The sequence below is a fragment of the Geobacillus zalihae NBRC 101842 genome, assembly GCF_001544135.1.
In the GTDB taxonomy this organism is placed as follows: Bacteria; Bacillota; Bacilli; order Bacillales; family Anoxybacillaceae; genus Geobacillus; species Geobacillus zalihae.
This window is the reverse complement of the sequence record NZ_BCPV01000032.1, coordinates 16,596-39,399: the sequence shown is the minus strand read 5'-3', so window position 1 is coordinate 39,399 and position 22,804 is coordinate 16,596. Positions and strand designations below refer to the sequence as shown.

Below are 22,804 nucleotides of genomic sequence, written 5' to 3'. Positions count from 1 at the left end.
TGGCCATCATTTTGCTTCGGAAAGGATGCGATCCAGCTTGATTGCGGCGAATCCGACAGATTTAGAAGTGTATTTGTTTCATGAAGGCCGTTTGTATCAAAGTTATGAGCTGTTCGGCGCTCATGTCATCCGCGGCGGCGGAGCGGTCGGCACTCGCTTTTGCGTGTGGGCGCCCCGTGCGCGGGAAGTCCGTCTTGTCGGCAGTTTCAACGATTGGAATGGGGCGAATTCCCCCCTGACGAAGGTGAACGACGAAGGGGTATGGACGATCGTTGTTCCAGAAAACTTGGAAGGGCATCTCTATAAATATGAGATCATCACACCGGATGGCCGTGTTCTGTTGAAAGCCGACCCGTACGCCTTTTACTCCGAATTGCGCCCTCATACCGCCTCGATTGTCTACGATTTGAAAGGATACGAGTGGAATGATTCATCTTGGCAGCGGAAGAAACGGCGAAAGCGGATTTATGACCAACCGATGGTCATTTATGAACTTCATTTCGGTTCGTGGAAAAAGAAACCGGACGGCCGCTTTTATACGTACCGTGAGATGGCCGACGAACTCATTCCGTACGTGCTGGAGCGCGGATTTACGCACATTGAGCTGCTTCCGCTTGTCGAGCATCCGCTCGATCGTTCGTGGGGATATCAAGGGACCGGCTATTATTCGGTGACAAGCCGCTACGGTGCGCCGCACGATTTCATGTATTTCGTCGACCGCTGCCATCAAGCGGGGCTTGGCGTCATCATCGACTGGGTGCCGGGGCATTTTTGCAAGGACGCCCACGGGCTGTACATGTTTGACGGCGCACCGACGTATGAATACGCGAATGAAAAAGACCGAGAAAATTACGTCTGGGGGACGGCGAATTTTGACTTGGGCAAGCCGGAAGTGCGCAGCTTTCTGATCTCCAATGCGTTGTTTTGGCTGGAGTATTACCATGTGGACGGGTTTCGCGTCGATGCGGTCGCCAATATGCTTTATTGGCCGAACAACGACCGGCTCTATGAAAATCCGTATGCGGTCGAGTTTTTGCGCCAGTTGAATGAGGCGGTGTTTGCCTATGACCCGAACGTCTTGATGATCGCTGAAGATTCGACCGACTGGCCGCGGGTGACGGCGCCGACGTACGATGGCGGCCTTGGGTTTAACTACAAGTGGAACATGGGCTGGATGAACGACATGCTGAAGTATATGGAAACGCCGCCGCATGAGCGGAAGCATGCACACAATCAAGTCACCTTTTCCCTCCTTTATGCGTATTCAGAAAATTTCATTTTGCCGTTTTCCCATGATGAAGTTGTGCATGGCAAAAAGTCGCTGCTCAACAAAATGCCGGGGTCGTACGAGGAGAAGTTCGCCCAGCTGCGGCTGTTGTACGGCTACATGATGGCCCACCCCGGGAAAAAGTTGTTGTTTATGGGCAACGAATTCGCCCAGTTTGACGAATGGAAGTTTGAGGGAGAGCTCGACTGGGTGCTGTTTGATTTTGACTTGCACCGGAAGATGGATGAGTATGTCAAGCAATTGATCGCCTGCTACAAGCGGTATAAGCCGTTTTACGAGCTCGACCACGACCCGCAGGGGTTTGAATGGATTGACGTTCATAATGCCGAGCAAAGCATTTTCTCGTTCGTCCGCCGGGGGAAAAAAGAAGGTGATGTGCTGGTCATTGTTTGTAATTTCACAAATCAGGCGTATGACGATTACAAAGTCGGCGTGCCGCTTTTGGCGCCGTACCGCGAAGTGCTGAACAGCGATGCAGCGGAGTTTGGCGGTTCGGGACATGTCAACGGGAAGCGGCTTCCCGCTTTCCATGAGCCGTTTCATGGAAAACCGTACCATGTGCGCATGACGATTCCGCCGTTTGGCATTTCCATTTTGCGGCCAGTGCAAAAACGAGGGGAGAGAAAGCAGAATGAAGAAGACGTGCATCGCGATGTTATTGGCCGGCGGGCAAGGAAGCCGGCTTCGCTCGCTGACGACAAACATCGCGAAACCAGCCGTGCCGTTTGGGGGGAAGTACCGGATCATTGATTTTACGTTGAGCAATTGCACGAACTCGGGCATTGACACAGTCGGGGTGTTGACCCAATATCAGCCGCTTCTTTTGCACTCGTACATCGGCATCGGAAGCGCATGGGATTTAGATCGAAGAAACGGGGGCGTCACCGTCCTTCCCCCTTACTCCGCCTCTTCCGGCGTCAAATGGTACGAAGGCACAGCGAACGCCCTTTATCAAAATATGAATTATATTGAACAATACGACCCGGATTACGTTCTCGTGCTGTCTGGCGATCATATTTACAAGATGGATTACCAGCAGATGCTCGACTACCATATCGCCAAACAGGCGGATGCAACGATTTCCGTTATTGAAGTGCCGTGGGAAGAGGCGAGCCGGTTTGGCATTATGAATACGAATGACGAGATGCAAATTGTCGAGTTTGCCGAAAAACCGGCGGAGCCAAAGAGCAATTTGGCGTCGATGGGCATTTACATTTTCAATTGGCCGTTATTGAGGGAGTATTTGCAAATCGACAACGCCGACCCGCATTCGTCGCACGACTTCGGCAAAGATGTGATTCCGCGGCTGCTTCGGGAGAACAAGCGGCTCGTGGCCTATCCGTTCAAAGGCTATTGGAAAGATGTCGGCACCATCAAAAGCTTGTGGGAAGCCAACATGGATTTGCTCGATGAACACAATGAACTTGACTTGTTTGACCGCTCGTGGCGCATTTATTCGGTCAACCCGAACCAGCCGCCGCAATACATCGCTCCCGAGGCGGAAGTGAGCGATTCTCTCATCAATGAGGGATGCGTCGTGGAAGGAACGGTGGGGCGCTCAGTGCTGTTTCAAGGCGCCCGCATCGGCAAGGGAGCGGTTGTGAAAGAATCCGTCATTATGCCAGGGGCAACAGTTGGTGAAGGAGCGTATGTCGAGCGAGCGATCGTCACTCCGGAGATCGTCATCCCGCCGCATTCGACTGTGAGCCCGGGCGATGCTGATGATGACGTCGTGCTCGTAACGACCGAGTGGATCAAGCAACGGAATAAGGACACCGCAAGGAAGGATGGAGCACAATGAACAACAACATGATGTTGGGCGTCATCGACGCGACCACGTATATGGAGGCAATGGCGCCGCTTGTCGAGAGGCGTTCCATCGCAGCGGTGCCGTTTGCCGGGCGGTATCGGCTCATTGATTTCGTGCTTTCAAGCATGGTCAACTCCGGCATTGAAAGCGTCGCGATTTTTCCGAAATACCAATATCGGTCGCTGATGGACCATTTAGGATCAGGGAAGAATTGGGATTTAAACCGAAAGCGGGACGGATTGTTTTTCTTCCCATCGCCGGACTTGTTGTTTTCCGGTGAGCGCCGGGTCGGGGCGTTTGCCCATTTTGAGCAGCATATCGACTATTTTTTGCGGAGCCGGCAAAAGTATGCGGTCATCGTCAATAGCTACACGGTGTGCAACATCGACTTTGACGCCGTCCTCGAGCGCCATATCGAACGCGGCTGCGATGTGACGCGAATTTGCCATCGCGGCGAGCCGCTGGAGATGTACGTGTTGGAGACGTCTCTTCTGCTTGATTTGATCGCCGGCTACAAAGACCACGGCTATCGGAGCATCGTCGATGTCATTCATGACGACCGCCATTCGCTGTCCATTTGCGACTATGAATACAGCGGGTATGCGGCCGTCATCGATTCGCTCGCCCGCTATTTTCAGGCAAGCATGGAGCTGCTTGACCGAAGCGCTTGGGAGCAGCTTTTTCTTCCATCGCGGCCGATTTATACGAAAGTGAAAGACGAGCCGCCGACGAAATACCGCCGGGAAGGGAATGTGAAGCGCTCGATGATCGCCAACGGCTGCGTCATTGAAGGAACGGTGGAAAACAGCGTCCTGTTTCGTTCCGTGAAAATCGGCAAAGGAGCCGTTGTGAAGAACAGCATCGTGATGCAAAAATGCCAAATCGGCGACGGCTGCGTCCTCGATGGCGTCATTATCGATAAAGACGCCAAGGTCGAACCGGGCGTGGTGTTGAAAGGAACGGCTGATCAACCGTTTGTCGTCCGCAAAGGAACGGTGCAAGGGGAGGTCGTCAGCCGATGAACGTGCTGTTTGCCGTATCAGAATGCGCCCCGTTTGCCAAATCAGGGGGATTGGCCGACGTCGCCGGCGCGCTGCCGAAAGAGCTGCGCCGGCTTGGCGTCGATGTCCGCGTCATGTTGCCCAAGTATGAAACAATCGCTTCAAAGTGGAAAGAACGAATGGACAAAGTGGCGGAGTTCGTCGTGCCAGTCGGGTGGCGCCGCCAGTATTGCGGCGTTGAGGAGCTCGAGCATGACGGGGTCGTCTATTACTTGATCGACAACGAATACTATTTCAAACGGCCGCAGCTGTACGGCCATGATGACGACGGCGAGCGGTTCGCTTATTTTTGCCGGGCGGTGCTGGACGCGCTTCCGGCGATTTCGTTTCAGCCCGACATCATTCATTGCCATGACTGGCACACCGGCATGATTCCGTTTTTCTTGCGCGAGCAATACCGTCATGATCCGTTTTATGCGGATATCTGCACGATCTTTACGATTCACAACTTGCAGTTTCAAGGGCTGTTTCCGCGCGGGATTTTAGAGGATTTGTTGAATTTGGACGGACGGTATTTCACCGTCGACCATCTCGAGTTTTACGGAAGCGTCAGCTTTATGAAAGGGGCGCTTGTCGCCTCCGATTTGATTACGACGGTCAGCCCGACGTACAAAGAAGAGATTCAAACCGCTTATTACGGCGAGCGGCTTGACGGGCTGTTGCGGGCGCGGCGGGATGATTTGCTTGGCATTTTAAATGGCATTGACGACGAGTTTTACAACCCGGAAACCGATCCGTTTTGGGCGGCGACCTATAGCGTACATACGCGGGAAAGAAAAAAATTCAACAAGCGCGCCCTGCAGCGGCGGTTTGGTCTGCCAGAGCGGGATGATGCGCCCGTTGTCGCGATGGTGACGCGAATGACGGCGCAAAAAGGACTCGATTTAGTCACGTGCGTCTTCCATGATCTGATGCAGGAAGAGATGCAGCTTGTTGTGCTTGGAACGGGGGATTGGCGGTTTGAACAGTTTTTCTCGCAAATGGCGGCGGCCTATCCGGACAAAGTCGGGGTGTACATCGGCTTTCACGAACCGCTCGCCCATCAAATTTATGCGGGCGCGGACTTGTTTTTAATGCCGTCATTGTTTGAACCGTGCGGGCTGAGCCAAATGATCGCGCTTCGGTACGGGACGATTCCGATCGTTCGGGAAACGGGCGGGCTGAACGATACGGTGCAATCGTACAATGAATTCACAGGAGAAGGGAACGGGTTCAGCTTTACGAACTTTAACGCCCACGACATGTTGTACACGATCCGCCGGGCGCTGTCGTTCTACCGCCAGCCATCTGTCTGGGAGCGGCTCGTGGAGCGGGCGATGCGCGGCGATTACAGCTGGCGCCGGTCGGCGAGGGAGTATCGAAAAGCGTACGAACAGCTGAACAAAAAGGGGGAAGACGCGCTTGTTCGCGGATAAAGAAACGTTTCAACGGGCGTTTGTGACGCGGGTCGAGGCGTTGTGCGGCAAACCGTTTGCCGAATCGACGGCGCGCGATCATTATCATGTCCTTGGCCATATGGTACGCGAACATATCAGCCGCCATTGGATCACGACGAATGAACGCTACCGGGCGCAACGGTGGAAGCAAGTGTATTATTTGTCGATTGAGTTTTTGTTGGGTCGCCTGCTCGGCAACAATTTGTTAAACCTCGGCGTCCGCCCGATGGTCGAAGAGGGGCTTCGCGAGCTCGGCATCCGCCTTGAGGACATTGAGGAATGCGAAGCGGACGCCGGGCTTGGCAACGGCGGGCTGGGGCGGCTCGCCGCCTGTTTTCTTGACTCGCTCGCCACATTGAATTTGCCGGGCCACGGCCACGGCATTCGCTATAAACACGGGCTGTTTGACCAAAAAATCGTTGACGGCTATCAAGTCGAGCTGCCGGAGCAATGGCTGCGAAACGGGAACGTTTGGGAAATCCGGAAAGAAGAGCTGGCGGTCGAAGTTCGCTTCTGGGGAAGGGTCGAGGTGTCGGAACAAAACGGCCGCCTTGTGTTCCGCCATGTCGACAGCGAAAACGTGATGGCTGTGCCGTACGATATGCCGGTCATCGGCTTCGGGACGAACACGGTCAACACGCTCCGGCTTTGGAGCGCCGAGCCGGCGAAAACGTTCCCGCTTCATAAAGATGTGATGCAATACAAGCGGGAGACGGAAGCCATTTCGGAGTTTTTGTACCCGGACGATACGCACGATGAAGGCAAACTGCTCCGGTTAAAGCAGCAGTATTTTCTCGCCGCCGCCAGCCTCGGCAGCATCACTCGCTCCCATCGCCGCCAGCACGGGAGCTTGCGCCGCCTCCATGAATATGTCGCCATTCATATCAACGACACGCACCCGGTGCTCGCGATTCCGGAGTTGATGCGCATTTTGCTCGATGAGGAAGGGATGAGCTGGGAAGAGGCTTGGCACATTACGACCCATACGATCGCGTACACGAATCATACGACGCTGGCGGAAGCGTTGGAGAAATGGCCGATTCGTCTGTTTCAGCCGCTGTTGCCGCGCATTTATATGATCGTCGAGGAAATCAACGAACGGTTTTGCCGCGAGCTGTGGGAACGTTATCCCGGCGATTGGGGGCGGATTGAACAAATGGCCATCGTCGCCCACGGGATGGTGAAAATGGCGCACTTGGCCGTCGTTGCGAGCCATAGCGTCAACGGCGTGGCGAAACTGCATACGGAGATTTTGAAACAGCGGGAGATGCGCTTGTTTTACGAATGGGCGCCGCACAAGTTCAACAACAAAACGAACGGGGTGACGCACCGGCGCTGGCTGTTGAAAGCCAACCCTGAGCTGTCGGCGTTGATTACGGAAACGATTGGTCCGCGCTGGATCCGCGAGCCGGAAGCATTGATTGAGCTGAAGTCTTATGCTTCCGATCCGGCGTTTCAGCAGGCGTTGGCTGCGGTCAAACAGCAGCGGAAGCTGAAGCTTGCCAAGCGCATTTCGGAAAAAACGGGCATTGTTGTCGACGAATCGTCGATATTTGATGTCCAAGTGAAACGGCTGCACGCTTATAAACGGCAGTTGTTAAACGTTTTGCACATTATGCATTTATACAATCGGCTGAAAGAGGATTCACACTTCTCGATTTATCCGCGCACGTTCATTTTCGGAGCGAAAGCGTCGCCAGGCTATTACTACGCCAAGAGGATTATCAAGCTGATCCATTCGGTCGCCGAGAAGGTGAACAACGACAAACGGGTCCATGACCAGTTGAAAGTCATTTTTTTGGAAAACTACCGTGTGTCGCTCGCCGAAGAGATCATCCCGGCCGCCGATGTGAGCGAGCAAATCTCAACCGCCAGCAAAGAAGCGTCCGGGACGGGCAACATGAAGTTTATGATGAACGGGGCGATCACGCTTGGCACACTTGATGGGGCGAACGTCGAAATCGCGGAAGCGGTCGGGAAAGAAAACATGTTTTTGTTCGGGCTGACGGCTGAGGAAGTGCTCAACTACTATGAGCACGGCGGCTACCGGGCGCACGAGTATTACCATCACGACAAGCGGATCAAGCAAGTCGCCGACCAGCTTGTCAACGGCTTTTTCCCGGATGCCGGCGATTACTTTGAACCGATTTACGATTCGCTTTTGACGCAAAATGATGAATATTTTGTGCTGCGCGACTTTGCCGCCTACGCCGAAGCGCATGAGCAGGTGGAAGACGCTTACCGCGATCCGGCGCGCTGGTGGCGGATGAGCGCCGTCAACATCGCCCACTCCGGCTACTTTGCCAGCGACCGGACCGTCGCGGAATACGCGGCCGAAATTTGGGGTCTTTTGCCGTCGGGGGAACGTTTCTCAACTTAGGAAAGGACGTTGGAAAGGACGTTTTTGGGTTGCTTTTTCATCGTCTTTGGCGAGGAGACCCCCACTTCAACGACCAAAGGGAGTAAGTGGGGGAGGAATCGCTTTTTTGTGTTTTTGTATCACTAAAAAATATATTTAGTGAAAGAGAGGTGAGACAAATGGACATGACGTTAACAGCCAAAATCAAAATTTACCCAACAGCGGAACAAGCAGAAGTATTGAAAGCCACCCTTTCCGCCTATCGACAAGCGTGCAACGCTGTGTCTGTTGTGATTTTTGACACAAAAGTGCTTGCACAAGCCAAGTTACACGACATGACCTATCGTCTACTTCGATCAAACTACGCTTTGCGTTCACAAATGGCGCAATCTGTGATTAAAACGGTGATCGCTAGATACCGTTCCCTAAAAAGCAATGGTCATGAATGGACATTGGTTCGCTTTAAAAAGCCTGAATATGATCTCGTTTGGAATCGAGATTACTCCATTGTTCAAGGGTTATTTTCTGTCAATACACTAGAAGGACGAATCAAAGTGCCATTCGAACCAAAAGGCATGGAACAATATTTTGATGGCTCATGGACGTTTGGCACAGCCAAACTCGTCTATAAGCATAACAAATTCTTTTTGCACATCCCCATGACCAAAACAATTCCAACCGTAGATGAACACAACATTCGCCAAGTGGTCGGTGTCGATGTAGGGGTTAACTTTCTTGCAGCAGCTTATGATTCGCAAGGGAAAACGATCTTTTTTAACGGACGAAAAATCAAGCATATGCGTGCCAAGTACAAACGAATGCGAAAAACCCTCCAGCAAAAAGGGACGGCTTCTGCGCGTCGGAAGTTGAAAACAATCGGACAACGAGAAAACCGTTGGATGACGGATGTGAACCATGCTGTCACGAAGGCACTCGTTCGTCAATATGGAGAACGTACCCTTTTTGTATTAGAAGATTTAACAGGCATTCGTGAAAAAACAGAACGTGTATGGATCCATGACCGATATGAAACCGTATCGTGGGCGTTCTATCAGTTCCGTCAAATGTTAGAGTATAAGGCACGTTTGCATGGGTCAAAAGTGATGGTGGTTGCTCCGCATTACACCTCTTTGACATGTCCAAAGTGCGGGCATACGGAAAAAGCCAATCGAAACAAGCGTACACACACCTTTTGTTGCCGAACATGCGGATACACCTCAAACGATGACCGCATTGGTGCCATGAACCTTCAACGAAAAGGAATAGAGTACATCGTTGAAGGAACGACACAGGCATGACCTGCGTCGTTGGGCAGTTGTCAACCTGCCCCTGATGCAACCCCAAGTCAAGGAAGGAGGACCAAGTCCGCTCGCACTTCTGGGGAGTTGCAAGCCCCCACTTCAAGCGTTAGCGAAGTGGGGGTAGTTGACTCAATCATCGTCCTTTTTAGGGAATTTCGAGGGAGAAGGCATAAAAGCAAAAGGGCGTTCCGTTTGGCCGGAGCGCCCTTTCTCGCTTAGTCGTCGCCGTCGAGCCAGTCGCCGATGCCGCCGAGGATGCTGCCTTCGCCGACCGACCGTCCGCCGGCGCTCGGGGCGGCAGCGAGGACGCGGTCAGCGAGCCGGCTGAACGGAAGCGACTGCACCCACACTGCTCCCGGACCGGTGACGGTGGCCAAAAACAATCCTTCGCCGCCGAAGAAGGCGGTTTTGATGCTGCCGACATATTCAATATCGTAGTTGACGTCTTTCGTCATGGCGACAAGGCAGCCGGTGTCAATGCGAAGCGTTTCCCCGGGCTGCAAGTCGCGGCGGTGGATCGTTCCGCCGGCGTGCAAAAAGGCAAGCCCGTCACCTTCCAACTTTTGCATAATAAACCCTTCGCCGCCGAAAAAGCCAGCGCCGAGTTTGCGCTGAAACTCAATGCCGACGGAGACGCCTTTTGCCGCACACAAAAAGGAGTCTTTTTGGCAGATGAGCTTCCCGCCAAGTTTGCTCAAATCGACCGGGATGATTTTTCCCGGATACGGAGCGGCGAAGGCGACGCGGCGCTTGCCGCTTCCTTGGTTGGTAAACACGGTCATGAACAAGCTTTCGCCGGTGAGCAGCCGCTTCCCCGCGCCGACAAGGCGGCCAAGCAGCCCTTTTCCGGACGAGGAGCCGTCGCCAAATACGGTTTCCATGACGATGCCGTCATCCATCATCATCATCCCGCCCGCTTCCGCGACCACGCTTTCGTATGGGTCGAGCTCGATTTCGACAAACTGCATGTCATCGCCGTACAGCCGGTAATCGATCTCATGTGCGTTCATCATTTCGCCTCCATTAGGATCATATAACGTTCTGCTCTGTACTACGGAAAACGGCATTGGCCTGTTTCACAAAAAAGACCATCTTGCCGATGGCCTTTTTCATGGAGTCGTTTCCCCAAAATGCTGCTGGGACGGTCTTTCATCGTACCGGCGGTAGCTGTCTTTCGATGTATACGGGTCTTTTTCATACGCCGGCAAATCGCCGATGTTCGACATGATGCCTTCGTCATCCAATATGTTTTCCAGCAGCTCATGCTCCCGCGTCGGGTACACACGTACGTGTTGGCCATGCAAATCGACGGCCGCGAAATTTTCCAAGTCTTCGACATAGCCGACGTTCTCTTCCGACTCGGCATACACTTCGCTGTAGGAATCGACGTTTTTGCCAAGGTCCGAAGGGGTGTCGGACGTGCCGTAGCGGGCTACTTCCTGCCATGCATCTTCCGCGTCGTAAGCGACCGATTCCGCGCGGTCATCGAAATCGAATTTGCCAAACGGCGGCATCAGCACGCCCTCTTCAAGCGGCCGCTTTTGCGACACCGTTTGATCCGGGCTGTGCTCACGGCAGTAGAGTGTTGTCGGCAGCGCCTCGAGCCGTTCGTATGGGATCGGACGACCGCATACGCAGCACGTTCCGTATGTGCCGTCGACGATGGCGCCAAGCGCCTGTTCAATCTCGCGAAGTTCGCGCTCGGCATGCTCCTTTAGGGCGAGATCTTTTTCCCGCTCATACAGCTCTGTCGCCTCATCGGCCGGATGGTTGTCGTAGCTCGCCAGCTCACCGACCGCATCGTGAGCGTGGCTGCGGATCATGCCGAAATGGTCGTTTTGCTTCAGCCGGTCTTCCGTCTCCCGTTTCATGTCGAGCAGTCTTGAGCGGAGGGCGGCAAGCTGTTCGTTCGTCAGCATCAGTCGCAATCCCTTCCTTCGCAGTAGCGTCTATATGATGTAGTATGGGCGAAAATCAAAAAAAAAACACGGTCATGTTGACCGTGTTACAGCCAATGGGCAATGAGCAAGCCAGCGGCGAGCAAAAAGCCGAACTGCGTATTCGTTTGCGCCGTCGCCTTCATCGCCGGCATCATCTCGATCGGCTTGATTTTGCCGATAAATCCGCGCGTCGCCGCAACCGCTTTCGGGATGCTCAACAGCGCAAGCAGCGCCCAAGGCGGAACGATGTGAAACAGAACGAGGGCGGCCGCCCAAAGAAAGGCAACGGCGAACATGGCAGCGAGCAGGCGGATGGCCCAGTTGCGGCCGATCAAAATCGCGAGCGTCTTTCGCCCTTTTTCACGATCGCCGTCCAAGTCGCGAATATTGTTCGCCAGCAAAATGGCGCCGACCAAAATCGCGATCGGAATGGCGGTGAGCACGGCACCGCCGCTGATATAGCCTGTTTGGATGAAAAATGAAATCAAAATAATGACAAAGCCCATAAAAAACCCAGCCGCCAGTTCGCCAAACGGCGTATAGGCGATCGGAACCGGCCCTCCGGTGTAAAAATAACCGGCCGCCATGCAAATCGTTCCGACAACGGCGAGCCACCAGCTGCTTTCGGCGCAAATGTAGACGCCGATGAGCATAGCCAACCCAAGACAGCCAACCGCCAACGCCAGCACCGTTTTCGGCTTGAGGCCGTCGCGGACGATGGCGCCGCCGATGCCGACCGATTCCGCGGAATCGAGGCCGCGTTGATAATCGTAGTATTCGTTGAACATGTTCGTCGCGGCTTGAATCAACAAAGAGGCGATCATCATCGCGGCAAACAGCAGCCAATTGACAGACGTTTCGCCCATCGCCAGCACCGTGCCGACGCATACGGGCACAAACGCCGCCGTCAACGTATGCGGGCGCGTCAGCCGCCAAAAGACGCGCCAGTCGCGGCGCGCCGGCGGGCGATGGTCCATATGTGTGAATGATTGCATATTCATTCCCCTTAGATTCTGTGAAAATGTCATTCGTTTATGTCCAAAATAAGTGTAGGCAAACGTTGAAAGCATGTCAACCCTTCCCGATAGATAAATGATTTCCTATTATATATAATGGGAAGTGGGGATGGAGGGGGAATTTTACGACAGAAAGCGTGAGGAACGTGGCGATTGGATTTCGACATCACCTGCAGCAACAATTGCATAGATTGGCGGTGAATGCAGGGCGGCCGTTTGTCAGCTGGACGGAACCGTGGGAGGGCGTTGATCCGGTTTCTTTTTTTATGCAAGGGCCGTCATGCGGCTTCCGCGAACGGTTTTTTTGGGCGGATCGAACCGGAGGCACGATATTGGTCGGCCTCGGCTCCGTTTATGCGATCGAAACGGAGAAGGCCGACAGCCGGTTTGATGACGTGGAAGCGGGCCGGCGCCGATGGGAGAAGGAGATGGAGCCATACGGCGCGGCCGATGCGCCGCCGTTATTGTTTGGCGGATTTTCGTTTGACCCCTATCGGCCGGGCACCGACATGTGGCGCGGCTTTCCGGCCGGGAAGCTCGTGGCGCCGGCCGCGCTTCTTGCCGTAAGAAACGGCAAAACGACGTTGACCGTCACCGTCCCAACGGACAAAAGAGGACGGGACTGGGAGCGGGTCGGGCGCTTGCTTGAGCGGATCAGCGACCCTATGGCCGCTCCAAAGCGGCTTCCGCGCCTTGTGTCAGACGAAGAAGAAGAGAAAGAACGATGGTTGGCGGCTGTTCGCGAAGCGATCGCCTCGATTCGGGCGGGGGCGTTGGACAAGGTGGTGCTCGCCCGCGCTCGGCGCCTGGCGTTTGCCAAAACGTTGGATGCCGCGGCCGTACTCCAGCGGCTTCGCGAGCAGCAGCCGTTTGCTTACATTTTTGCGTTTGAACAGGACGGCCGCTGTTTTATCGGGGCTTCCCCTGAGCAGCTTGTCCAAAAAGAAGGGAAAATGTGCCGGTCGGTTTGCCTCGCCGGATCGGTGCGCCGCGGGGCCGCTATGGAGGAAGACGAGCGGCTTGGCGCTTGGCTGCGGGCAGATCGAAAAAACAACGAAGAACATCAGTTTGTTGTGCAAATGATCGGTCGCTTGTTTTCTTCCGTCTGCGAGACGGTCGAGATGCCGCCCGCGCCGCAGCTGCTCAAGCTGCCGCACATCCAGCATTTATGCACTCCGGTTGTCGGCCGTGGCTGCCGCGAGCGCTCGGTGCTCCGCTTAGTGGAAATGATGCATCCGACACCCGCGCTCGGCGGAACGCCGCGCGATCGGGCGCTGGAGGTGATCCGCGCCCTTGAGCCGCTTGACCGCGGATGGTATGCAGCGCCGATCGGCTGGGTGGATGGCGAAGGCAATGGGGAATGGGCGGTCGCCATTCGCTCCGCCTTGCTCGCCGGGAAGGAAGCCATGCTGTTTGCCGGCTGCGGCATTGTCGCCGATTCCGACCCAAACAGCGAATATGAAGAGACAAATGTGAAAATGGCTCCGATGTTATCGGCGTTGGGAGTGATGAACGATGGCTGATGCCTTGTCTGTTTATGTAGCGGCATTGGTGGACGGATTGGCGCAGGCCGGGGTGGCGGAGGCGGTGATCAGCCCCGGTTCGCGCTCGACGCCGCTTGCGATGGCGATGGCGGCCCACCCTGGCCTTCGACTATATATGAATATCGATGAGCGGTCGGCCGCGTTTTTCGCCCTCGGCTTGGCGAAAGCGAAGCAGCGTCCGGTCGCGCTCGTATGCACGTCCGGAACGGCGGCGGCCAACTATGGGCCCGCGGTTGTCGAGGCATACTATTCGCGCGTGCCGCTCGTGGTGCTGACGGCCGACCGGCCGCATGAACTGCGCGATGTCGGGGCGCCGCAGGCGATTGATCAGCTGCACTTATACGGACGCTACGCCAAGTGGTTTGTGGACTTGGCGCTGCCGGAAGAGGCGGATGATATGCTGCGATACGCGCGGACGATGGCGGCAAGAGCCGTCCAAACGGCCGCCGGTGCACCGTGCGGGCCTGTGCATGTGAACGCGCCGTTTCGCGAGCCGCTTGTCCCGCATATCGATGAGGCGGTTTGGGAGCGGGTGCGGTCCGTTTCGAGAGCGCCGCAAGTATGGCGCGGCCGCCCAGCGCTGCCGCAAGAGAGCGTATCGGCGCTGTATGAGCAGCTGTCGGCGGCGGAACGCGGGTTGATCGTCTGCGGGCCGCTCGATCGCCCTGGGTTTGCCGAGGCGGTCACCGAGTTGGCGCGGGCGCTTGATTTTCCGATTTTGGCCGATCCGCTTTCCCAGTTGCGCGCCGGTACGCATGACAAAACGTACGTGCTGGACAGCTATGACGCCATATTGCGGGAGGAAACCGCCGCTTCCAAGCTTGTTCCGGATGTGGTGCTTCGGTTCGGCGCCATGCCGGTGTCGAAGCCGCTCTTTTTATGGCTCAAGCGCCATCGCGCGATTCGTCAAATTGTTGTCGACGACGGCGGCTGGCGTGATCCGACGTTGTCCGCGGACAGCTTCGTTCAGAGTGATGAATGGATTCTTTGCCGCCAGCTTCTTGAATGGGCGAAACCGAAAGAAAACAAAAGCGCGTGGTCGGCGATATGGCGCGAGATGAACGCGATCGCCCGCGCGGCGCTTGAGCGCCATCTGCCGAAAGAAGAATGGTTTGAAGGGAACGTGTTCACGGAGCTTGCCGATTTGCTTCCAGCCGGGGCGGCGCTGTTTGTCGGCAACAGCATGCCGATTCGCGATGCGGATACGTTTCTCTTTGCGACGGACAAGCCGCTTCGCGTTTTGGCCAACCGCGGCGCCAACGGCATTGACGGAGTTGTCTCGAGCGCCTTGGGCGCAAGCGTTGCCGCGAACCCGCTTGTGCTGGTGATCGGCGACTTGTCGTTTTACCACGATTTAAATGGCTTGTTGGCGGCGAAGATGCATTCGTTGTCAGCTACCATTGTGTTGTTGAACAACAACGGCGGCGGCATTTTCTCGTTTTTGCCGCAGGCGCGCCATAAAGGGGCGTTTGAAACGCTGTTTGGCACGCCGACGGATTTGTCGTTTGCCCACGCCGTCGAGATGTACGGCGGCCGCCATACGGTGCCGCACAATTGGGCGGAGTTCCGCCGCCATGTATCGGAATCGCTGTCGTCAGGCGGGCTTCATGTCATTGAAGTGCGCACGTCGCGCGCGGAAAATGTCCGAATGCATCGATTGTTGTGGAACGAGGTTGCCCGGGAAATCGCGAAATGTCTCGAATGAAGAGGATTGGCATGACCATGATGGTGAATGGGGTTTGTTACCATGCGGAACAATACGGAGAAGGAGAGCCGCTTCTGTTGCTTCACGGGTTTACGGGCAGCGCGGACACGTGGCGGCCGCTCGCCCCGTTTTGGCCGGACTTCCGTGTGATGGCCGTCGACTTGTTGGGCCATGGGCGGACCGAGGCGCCAAAGGACGCCCGACGGTATCGGATCGAACACGCGGCGGCTGACTTGGCGGCGCTCCTTGACGAATGGGGCGTCGAACAAGTGAACGTGCTCGGCTACTCGATGGGCGGCCGGCTCGCGTTGGCGTTCGCCGTTTGGCATCCGCACCGCGTTCGCCGCTTAGTGCTGGAAAGCAGTTCGCCCGGCTTGAAGACAGAGGAGGAGCGGCGCGCGCGGCGGGAAGCGGATGAGGCGTTGGCGCGAAAGATCGAAACGGAAGGCGTCCGTGCTTTTGTCGATGATTGGGAAAAAATCCCGCTGTTTGCCACTCAGCAGGCGCTTCCGGATTCGGTGCGGGCGGCGATTCGCCGCGAGCGGCTCCGCCATACGGCAACGGGGCTTGCCAACAGTTTGCGCGGGATGGGGACCGGCGTGCAGCCGTCGTTTTGGGAGCGGCTTGGCGAACTTGCCATGCCTGTGCTCCTTGTTTGCGGGGAGAACGATGAGAAGTTTTGCCGCATCGCTGCCCAAATGCACGAGCGGCTGCCCAACAGCGAACTTGTCTGCGTTCCGGATGCTGGACATGCAATTCACGTGGAACAGCCCGGCATTTTTGCTAAAATAGTAAGTGAATTCATGACAAAGGGGGAAGTGTAAATGCCGTTTGAATGGGTGAAGCAGTATGACTATGAGGATATTATTTACGAAACGTACAACGGCATCGCCAAAATTACGATCAACCGTCCGGAAGTACATAACGCGTTTCGGCCGAAAACGGTGAACGAGATGATCGATGCGTTCACAAAAGCGCGCGATGATTCGAATATCGGCGTCATCATTTTGACCGGCGCCGGCGGCAAGGCGTTTTGCTCGGGCGGGGACCAAAAAGTGCGCGGCCATGGCGGCTATGTCGGCGAGGATGAAATTCCGCGCCTCAATGTGCTTGATTTGCAGCGGCTCATCCGCGTCATTCCGAAGCCGGTTATTGCGATGGTCGCCGGCTACGCCATTGGCGGCGGGCATGTGCTTCATGTCGTCTGCGATTTGACGATCGCCGCGGACAACGCCATCTTCGGCCAAACCGGGCCGAAAGTGGGAAGCTTTGACGGCGGCTATGGCGCCGGCTATTTGGCCCGCATCGTCGGCCATAAAAAGGCGCGGGAAATTTGGTATTTATGCCGTCAGTACACGGCGCAAGAAGCGCTCGAAATGGGGCTGGTCAACAAAGTCGTGCCGCTTGAGCAGCTTGAAGAAGAAACGGTCAAATGGGCGCAGGAAATTTTGGAGAAAAGCCCGACGGCCATTCGCTTCTTAAAAGCGGCGTTCAACGCCGACTCCGATGGCTTGGCCGGCATCCAACAGCTCGCCGGCGACGCGACGCTTCTCTTCTACACGACCGAAGAGGCGAAGGAAGGCATGCGGGCGTTCAAAGAAAAACGGAAGCCGGACTTCAGCCAATTCCCGCGCTTTCCGTGATGGGAATAAAGCAGCTTGATGAAGAATCAAGCTGCTTTTTGCCGCTTTTTCAAAGCGAGGAATGATGGCCGATGGGCGAGAGCGGCAAGAAAGGAGGAACGCTAGATGACAACGATGCCAAACTGGCTGAAGCAGCGGGCGTTTTTAACCCCGGAGCGAATCGCCGTGAGCGACGGGCGGCGGACCAAAACGTTTGCCGAGCTGTATGAAGCGGCTGCCGTCTGGGCGCGGCGCCTCGCGCGGGCGGGCGTCAAGGAAGGAGATATTGTCGCCTTGCTGATGAAAAATCGCATCGAGATGATCGAGATCATCCATGCGTTGTTTTTTCTCGGCGCCCGCGTCCTGCTGCAAAACGTGCGCCTGACGTCCTATGAGCTTGGCTGGCAGCTGGATGACAGCGGCGCGCGGCTTGCCATCGCCGATGAGGAGCTGGCCGGGAGTCTTGACGGCGACGGGCGCGTTCTGACCGTCGGTGCGTTGGCCGCGTTGCCCGAAGCGGACGTTTCCTTCAAGGAAACATGCGATTTGGAGGAAACCGCCACGATCATGTATACGTCCGGGACGACCGGCACTCCGAAAGGCGTCTTGCAAACGTACGGCAATCATTGGTGGAGCGCCGTCGGTTCGGCGCTCAATTTAGGGTTGCATGAGCGCGACTGCTGGCTGGCCGCCGTGCCGCTGTTTCATATCAGCGGCCTGTCGATCGCCATGCGCAGCGTCATTTACGGCATGCCGATGCGGCTGCAAACGTCATTCGACCCGAAGGAAGCGAACGAATGGATCATGCGCGGCGACGTGACGATCATGTCGGTCGTGGCTGCCATGCTTCAGCGGATGATATCGGAGCTCGGGGAAGCGCGCTACCCCGATACGTTCCGCTGCATGCTGCTAGGGGGCGGGCCGGCGCCGCGCCCGCTGCTTGAGGCGTGCAAAGAAAAAGGCATTCCGGTGTACCAGACGTACGGGATGACGGAAACGGCGTCGCAAATCGCAACGCTCGCGCCGGAATACAGTTTGACGAAGCTCGGTTCGGCCGGCAAACCGCTTTTTCCGGCGGAGCTTTGCATCCTAAAAGACGAAAAGCCGGCTGCGCCGCATGAAGCGGGAGAAATTGTCGTCAAAGGGCCGAATGTGACAAAAGGATACTTGCATCGCCCGGAAGCGACGGCGCAAGCGATCCGCGGCGGCTGGTTTTTTACCGGCGATATCGGCTATATTGATGAAGAGGGATTTTTGTACGTCCTTGACCGCCGTTCTGACTTGATCATTTCCGGCGGCGAAAACGTCTATCCCGCTGAGGTGGAGGCGGTGCTGCTGTCGCATCCCGATGTGGAAGAAGCCGGGGTGACGGGCGTCGAGGATGAAACGTGGGGGCAAGTGCCGTATGCGTTCGTCCGCCTGAAACGCGGAGCGTCGCCAGACGAAGCGGCCCTTCGCGCGTTTTGCCGCGAGCGGCTGGCGAAATATAAAGTGCCGGCCCGCATTTACTTCGTCGACGAACTGCCGCGCAACGCCGCGCAAAAACTGCTGCGCCGCGAACTGAAAAGGCTCATTCCAAAAACAGAACAAACATTTTGATAGGAGTAGAAACATCTGTTCGGAAGCAGAAAAGGCAGGAACTCGCCTAGGCCGAGTTTCCTGCCTTTTTGCCGCTGCCATTCCTGCGGCGTTCCGACCGGGAGGCATGGCGTTCGCCGAATCGAAGCCCTTGCTTTTAGACCGCTGCGATCCAGCTTCATCCATCCGCTTTGTCCCCTGTTGGAGGACGGCAGTCAAACGTCATCCCTTGCACGGCCGATTTCCATCGCGCAGATGGAAACATAGGGATGGCCATCCAACGATGTTTTTTACTCCATCTGGCGTTGGTTTCGAAATGGACGGCCCTCAAACGTCATCCATCCACCCGAGTTCAGCGGCCCGATGGGCGACGAGCCGTTCAATCTCAGGTGGGAGCTGATCAAACGAACCGAACTCATAATCCCACAAACGGGCGAAGGAGTCGATGCAAGCTGGGTATGTTCCTAAAGCGACCCGCTTCATTTCCGTTTGCAGCGCTTGAATGAGGCTGGCGCGTTTGTCCATCGTCATCCCCCTCGAACGATGCAAGCGCCGCCCGGTCGGCCGGGCAGCGCCTCGTTGGTCTCGCATTATGCTTCATGGGCCGGAACAAACGTTTTGCAGTCTGTTTCCGTGGAATCAGACGCCATGTTTCCGGCATGGCTGACCACGTAAATGGCTTCAGCGCTGCAGCGATTCCCTTCTGCCCAATAACGACAGTTGCGCACTTCGCAAAGAACATCTTTCGCCATGGTCATCCCCCTTGTCGTGATGAAATCGCCCGCATCTATAGTTTGACGCATTTGCAGGCATTTTATCCATCTCTAACCGAGAAGACTCCCGCTTGGGATCAACGGAGGCAGGGGCAATCGACAGCTTCCGTTGCGCCCGTTGCTTCACGCTGTCCCAAATGGAAAGAAGGGCTTCGTGCAGAAATGGTGTTTGCCTCGTGCCGCTGTTGAAGAGGACATCATGGCCTAAAAATAGATGAAAATCTTTCTTATTTTAATTGACACAGAAAATCATTCTCAATTAAAATAAAAGAGAACAAAGGAGGATTTTATGATGGCATCGCTTCTTGTCGTTGGAGCGGATCATTTAGGCCATATTACCGATAAATTGGAGCGTTCCGGATTCCGGGAAATCATTCATCTCAATGGACGAAAAGTGAATATGGTGAAACGCGACATTCCGGAGCATGTCGACGCCATATTGGTCATGATCGATTACGTGAACCATAATTTGGCGAAGAAAGTGAAAGAGAAGGCGAAAAGCAAAGACAAGCCTATTTATTTTGCGAAACGGTCATGGAGCTCGATCAACGCCGTGTTGGAGCAGCTGGAAAAACATGCATGAACAAACAGGAGGCGAGCCATGGTGCCTATCCATCACGAGACGTTGGATGTCTGGCCGTGTGCGCTGCGCCGGTTTCTTCGCCGCGTCATTCAAGCGTATTGCGACACCGCGCCTTCGCTGCGGTCTCCGCTTTGCTTGCTCCGGTTGATTGATCAGCACCGTTCGCTCCTTCCTTTGTCGATGTTTCCGACGCCGTTGCATTATACACTAGTGTTGGCCAAGGTGACGGATCATTTGCTGCAGTTTTTCGGTTCGATGGAAGAGGCGGCATGCAAGCCGCTGCTGCTGGCGGACGGCGGATTGGGCGAAGAAGCGGATCGGGAGTTGTACATCGTTTACCGCGACCGGGTTCGTGTGCTGCTGTGGTGTGAGGAAGAGGAAGCCATTCGGCGATGCAAAGAAACGGCGTCGTCCTTATGCCGCAAAACAATCGGACGTTGTCCGAACGAACTGGAATGCTGCTTTTTATGGACGGGCGGACGCCGCGTTGAGTGGCTTTCGGCTTGAATGGAAGGACCACAGGCATGAAAAGCGCCGTTTTATAGGCAAAGCGTTGTCGAATCAATTTTGGCTTGAACAAAGAGGAAGGGACGGCGTATAATAAACGTTAGTGAGAATGAAAATCGTTATTTTAAAAATGGAGGAGCAAGCCATGAAACGCATGCCTTGGAAAGTCATGGCCACGTCGGCGGCGGCCTCGCTGCTTTTGGCGTCCGGCTGTTCCGCCGTCGGGGAGAAAGAGAACGGCCGTTCATCGGAAGCGCCGCGCCTGCACGTGCCGGTGGCGGACGATCATTTTGATACGGCCGGCAATATGTTTGCCTACTCGGAATTTGAACTTTCGGGCGAACCGCTCGCTGAAGGGCTCGGGCTTGATTTGGACACCCTTGATGCGAGAAAGCCTGATAAACCGACGAAATTCGACTATACGGCCGGCATCGAGTCATACGAGTATTCCGAAGAGGCGATGTACGAAGTGACGGAAAAGTCAGGGCTCGGGCTTCATCTCATCAACGGCCCGATCGCCAAGCAACGGGCCGAACAGCGGCATCAGCCAGCCGATCAGGCGCTCGCCGACCGTTTTTATGAGCTTGCGGACAGCGTCGGCTATCCGCGCGAGGAAATTTTCCGCAACATGTTCCCAACCTTCATCGAGTACGCCGGCGGCGATCCGCATTATGCGCAAAAGGTTGACACGGACGTGTACGCGGAAAATGACGACGGTACATACGTTCCCGTCTATCAAGTCGATTTCCAATCGCTTCGTTGGGATCGCGGAAAAATGGACAAAGTGCTCACGCCATCGGCTTACGGCGGCGTCTTTTTGAAGCAAGCGCTTTGGGCCGGCGACTTTTTGGGGAATTTTCATCAAAAAGACAGCGATGAAGAGGTGGAGGCGAAAACGCCAAACGACGATCAAAGCGGGAAAGTCGCTCTTGGCGTCAGCTCCGCCGACGGGATGCAAGGGATGATTTTGACGGAACAAATATGGAACAAGCTGGCTTTTATCCGTGACCATTTATTTTATGATGCGAAGCAACAGGCGTTGACGAAGGCAGCCGGCAGCCGCTACAACCCAAGCGGGGGATTCGTCTATTTGCCGCACGCGGTGGAAGTGGCTGAAGGGGGAAGCGAGCTGGCGCCGGATGCGGCGAAGTTGGTCGTCAAAGATCCCCGCAGCTTGCTTGAGGACCAATGGCTCATGCTATGGCCGGCGGCGGAGTTTTTCGGCATGACCGACCAGCGGCCGGAAAACAAAAACCAAAACCCCGCGTTTTTGGCCGTGTTTGACGGAAAACCGTTCCCAAGCGCGCCAAAGGAAAACCTTGACGCGACGACGGCGAACGACCGCGTGGCCGACGACCCGTATTCCGTCAACCGCGACGTGCTGCTGCAAGTGTTTCGCAACATCGATGCCATGCATTTCAATGAAAAAGCGGGCGCGTTTGTGACCGAACATGACGGGCGAACGCAAGGAAATCGGGTCGATACGTTCCAAGCCGGCTATACAATGGAAGCGCTCCGCATCTTCGAACGGGCGATTGACGGGATGCCGGTCGGCTATGCGAGCGGAGAGAGCGCCAAAGGGCTCGGCACGCCGGAAGGAAAGCGGGCGCTCGAGCTCATCCGCCGGCAAGCGGATTTTATCATGCACAACTTGATGCGAAAAGACGGACTTGTCGAAAACGGCTATACGATCGGCCAAGGGCCGGATCAAGACGAGCCGACGCTTCTTGCCCAGCTTGGCGCGATCCGCGGGCTGACGGCGGCATTTTTGGCGACGAAAGACGAAGCATACCGCGATGCGGCGCGCCGTGTTTATGAGGCAATGAACAAACATTTTTGGGATCAAAAATGGCACGTGTACCATACGGGAGAAAAAGAGGACAAGTACACCCCGTGGCTCGCCGGCGCGTTGTCGGGGGTGTTCCGCGTGGCCTTGCAAAACTTGAACAACGACCAAGCGGATGAGACGGCGAAATCCCTTGACCGCGAAACGATCATCTCCCGCTACGTCGACTTTTACGACCGAATCGTCGACGGCCCGACGCTTCAGGAAGGGATGCAGGCAAGCGAGTTTTGGGATACGGGAGATGTCTACATCAAAGGGAAAAAATTGGGCAACACCGATCATGACCATGTCCCGCAAGTGCAGGCGGCCGGCGGCCCATACGGCGTGGCGCCGGTGTTGCGGACGGTCAAGGTCAACGTTGGATCCGCCAACAAATAACAGAAAGAAAGCGGCGAATACGATTGAGATTCGCCGCTTTTCTTTGTAAAATTGAGG

19 protein-coding genes are annotated in these 22,804 nt (G+C 55.6%); 14 read left to right on the top strand and 5 right to left on the bottom strand.

The window, feature by feature from the left end; all coding sequences use genetic code 11:
• Window positions 1-25: 25 nt before the first annotated feature.
• From glgB to GZ1_RS10500, 6 genes are all read left to right on the top strand, one after another.
• Window positions 26-2,038 carry a 1,4-alpha-glucan branching enzyme gene (glgB, locus tag GZ1_RS10525; RefSeq protein ID WP_255211287.1) on the top strand — a complete coding sequence of 671 codons (2,013 nt, stop codon included), beginning with the start codon at window positions 26-28 and terminating at the stop codon, window positions 2,036-2,038.
• Window positions 1,920-3,089: a glucose-1-phosphate adenylyltransferase gene (locus GZ1_RS10520; RefSeq protein ID WP_083509293.1), complete on the top strand. Its 1,170-nt coding sequence runs from the start codon at window positions 1,920-1,922 to the stop codon at window positions 3,087-3,089. Before glgB ends, GZ1_RS10520 begins: the two co-directional genes overlap by 119 nt.
• Window positions 3,086-4,120 carry a GlgC family sugar phosphate nucleotidyltransferase gene (locus GZ1_RS10515; protein WP_060788447.1) on the top strand — a complete coding sequence of 345 codons (1,035 nt, stop codon included), beginning with the start codon at window positions 3,086-3,088 and terminating at the stop codon, window positions 4,118-4,120. Before GZ1_RS10520 ends, GZ1_RS10515 begins: the two co-directional genes overlap by 4 nt.
• The gene (gene glgA, locus GZ1_RS10510) at window positions 4,117-5,574 is read left to right on the top strand and encodes a glycogen synthase GlgA (RefSeq protein WP_060788446.1); all 1,458 of its coding nucleotides are present in this window, start codon (window positions 4,117-4,119) and stop codon (window positions 5,572-5,574) included. The genes GZ1_RS10515 and glgA overlap by 4 nt, the downstream gene beginning before the upstream one ends.
• The gene (locus GZ1_RS10505) at window positions 5,561-7,975 is read left to right on the top strand and encodes a glycogen/starch/alpha-glucan phosphorylase (RefSeq protein ID WP_060788445.1); all 2,415 of its coding nucleotides are present in this window, start codon (window positions 5,561-5,563) and stop codon (window positions 7,973-7,975) included. The genes glgA and GZ1_RS10505 overlap by 14 nt, the downstream gene beginning before the upstream one ends.
• A gap of 158 nt (window positions 7,976-8,133) precedes the next feature.
• Window positions 8,134-9,252, top strand: coding sequence for an RNA-guided endonuclease InsQ/TnpB family protein (locus GZ1_RS10500; protein WP_060788444.1), 1,119 nt, complete (start codon window positions 8,134-8,136; stop codon window positions 9,250-9,252).
• 218 nt (window positions 9,253-9,470) lie between these two features.
• Here the strand turns inward: GZ1_RS10500 and GZ1_RS10495 are convergent, their stop codons facing one another.
• The 3 genes from GZ1_RS10495 to GZ1_RS10485 form a co-directional block, all read right to left on the bottom strand.
• Window positions 9,471-10,265 (bottom strand): TIGR00266 family protein, encoded by a 795-nt coding sequence (locus tag GZ1_RS10495; RefSeq protein ID WP_015375680.1) that lies wholly within the window; start codon window positions 10,263-10,265, stop codon window positions 9,471-9,473.
• Window positions 10,266-10,364: 99 nt separating this feature from the next.
• Window positions 10,365-11,174: a yteA family sporulation protein gene (locus GZ1_RS10490; protein WP_060788443.1), complete on the bottom strand. Its 810-nt coding sequence runs from the start codon at window positions 11,172-11,174 to the stop codon at window positions 10,365-10,367.
• A gap of 86 nt (window positions 11,175-11,260) precedes the next feature.
• Complete coding sequence (locus GZ1_RS10485; protein WP_060788442.1) at window positions 11,261-12,190, bottom strand: 1,4-dihydroxy-2-naphthoate polyprenyltransferase; 930 nt, start codon at window positions 12,188-12,190, stop codon at window positions 11,261-11,263.
• Window positions 12,191-12,357: 167 nt separating this feature from the next.
• Here GZ1_RS10485 and GZ1_RS10480 point away from each other — a divergent pair, with 167 nt between their 5' ends.
• The 5 genes from GZ1_RS10480 to GZ1_RS10460 all read left to right on the top strand — a co-directional run bounded on the left by GZ1_RS10480 (window position 12,358) and on the right by GZ1_RS10460 (window position 18,681).
• The gene (locus GZ1_RS10480; protein ID WP_033006477.1) at window positions 12,358-13,734 is read left to right on the top strand and encodes an isochorismate synthase; all 1,377 of its coding nucleotides are present in this window, start codon (window positions 12,358-12,360) and stop codon (window positions 13,732-13,734) included.
• Window positions 13,727-15,460: a 2-succinyl-5-enolpyruvyl-6-hydroxy-3-cyclohexene-1-carboxylic-acid synthase gene (menD, locus tag GZ1_RS10475; protein WP_015375677.1), complete on the top strand. Its 1,734-nt coding sequence runs from the start codon at window positions 13,727-13,729 to the stop codon at window positions 15,458-15,460. Before GZ1_RS10480 ends, menD begins: the two co-directional genes overlap by 8 nt.
• 11 nt (window positions 15,461-15,471) lie before the next feature.
• Complete coding sequence (menH, locus tag GZ1_RS18955) at window positions 15,472-16,284, top strand: 2-succinyl-6-hydroxy-2,4-cyclohexadiene-1-carboxylate synthase (RefSeq protein WP_060788441.1); 813 nt, start codon at window positions 15,472-15,474, stop codon at window positions 16,282-16,284.
• Window positions 16,285-17,103 carry a 1,4-dihydroxy-2-naphthoyl-CoA synthase gene (menB, locus tag GZ1_RS18950; protein WP_011232345.1) on the top strand — a complete coding sequence of 273 codons (819 nt, stop codon included), beginning with the start codon at window positions 16,285-16,287 and terminating at the stop codon, window positions 17,101-17,103. It abuts the gene before it with no gap.
• 105 nt (window positions 17,104-17,208) lie between these two features.
• Entirely contained in the window at window positions 17,209-18,681 is a 1,473-nt protein-coding gene (locus tag GZ1_RS10460) for an o-succinylbenzoate--CoA ligase (RefSeq protein ID WP_060788440.1), read from the top strand.
• Between the two features lie 306 nt (window positions 18,682-18,987).
• On the opposite strand, the gene GZ1_RS10455 is transcribed toward GZ1_RS10460, so the two are convergent.
• Together GZ1_RS10455 and GZ1_RS18280 are read right to left on the bottom strand one after the other, a co-directional pair.
• Window positions 18,988-19,185 (bottom strand): hypothetical protein, encoded by a 198-nt coding sequence (locus GZ1_RS10455; RefSeq protein ID WP_060788439.1) that lies wholly within the window; start codon window positions 19,183-19,185, stop codon window positions 18,988-18,990.
• A gap of 65 nt (window positions 19,186-19,250) precedes the next feature.
• Window positions 19,251-19,412 (bottom strand): DUF1540 domain-containing protein, encoded by a 162-nt coding sequence (locus GZ1_RS18280; RefSeq protein ID WP_015375674.1) that lies wholly within the window; start codon window positions 19,410-19,412, stop codon window positions 19,251-19,253.
• 313 nt (window positions 19,413-19,725) lie between these two features.
• On the opposite strand from GZ1_RS18280, the gene GZ1_RS10450 reads away from it, so the two are divergent.
• The 3 genes from GZ1_RS10450 (at window position 19,726) to GZ1_RS10440 (ending at window position 22,747) form a co-directional block, all read left to right on the top strand.
• On the top strand, window positions 19,726-20,016 hold the full coding sequence (locus GZ1_RS10450) for a DUF2325 domain-containing protein (protein WP_013524471.1): 291 nt from the start codon (window positions 19,726-19,728) through the stop codon (window positions 20,014-20,016).
• An 18-nt stretch (window positions 20,017-20,034) separates the two neighbouring features.
• Window positions 20,035-20,523 (top strand): hypothetical protein, encoded by a 489-nt coding sequence (locus tag GZ1_RS10445; RefSeq protein ID WP_060788438.1) that lies wholly within the window; start codon window positions 20,035-20,037, stop codon window positions 20,521-20,523.
• Window positions 20,524-20,668: 145 nt separating this feature from the next.
• Window positions 20,669-22,747 carry a hypothetical protein gene (locus GZ1_RS10440; protein ID WP_060788454.1) on the top strand — a complete coding sequence of 693 codons (2,079 nt, stop codon included), beginning with the start codon at window positions 20,669-20,671 and terminating at the stop codon, window positions 22,745-22,747.
• Window positions 22,748-22,804: the final 57 nt, after the last annotated feature.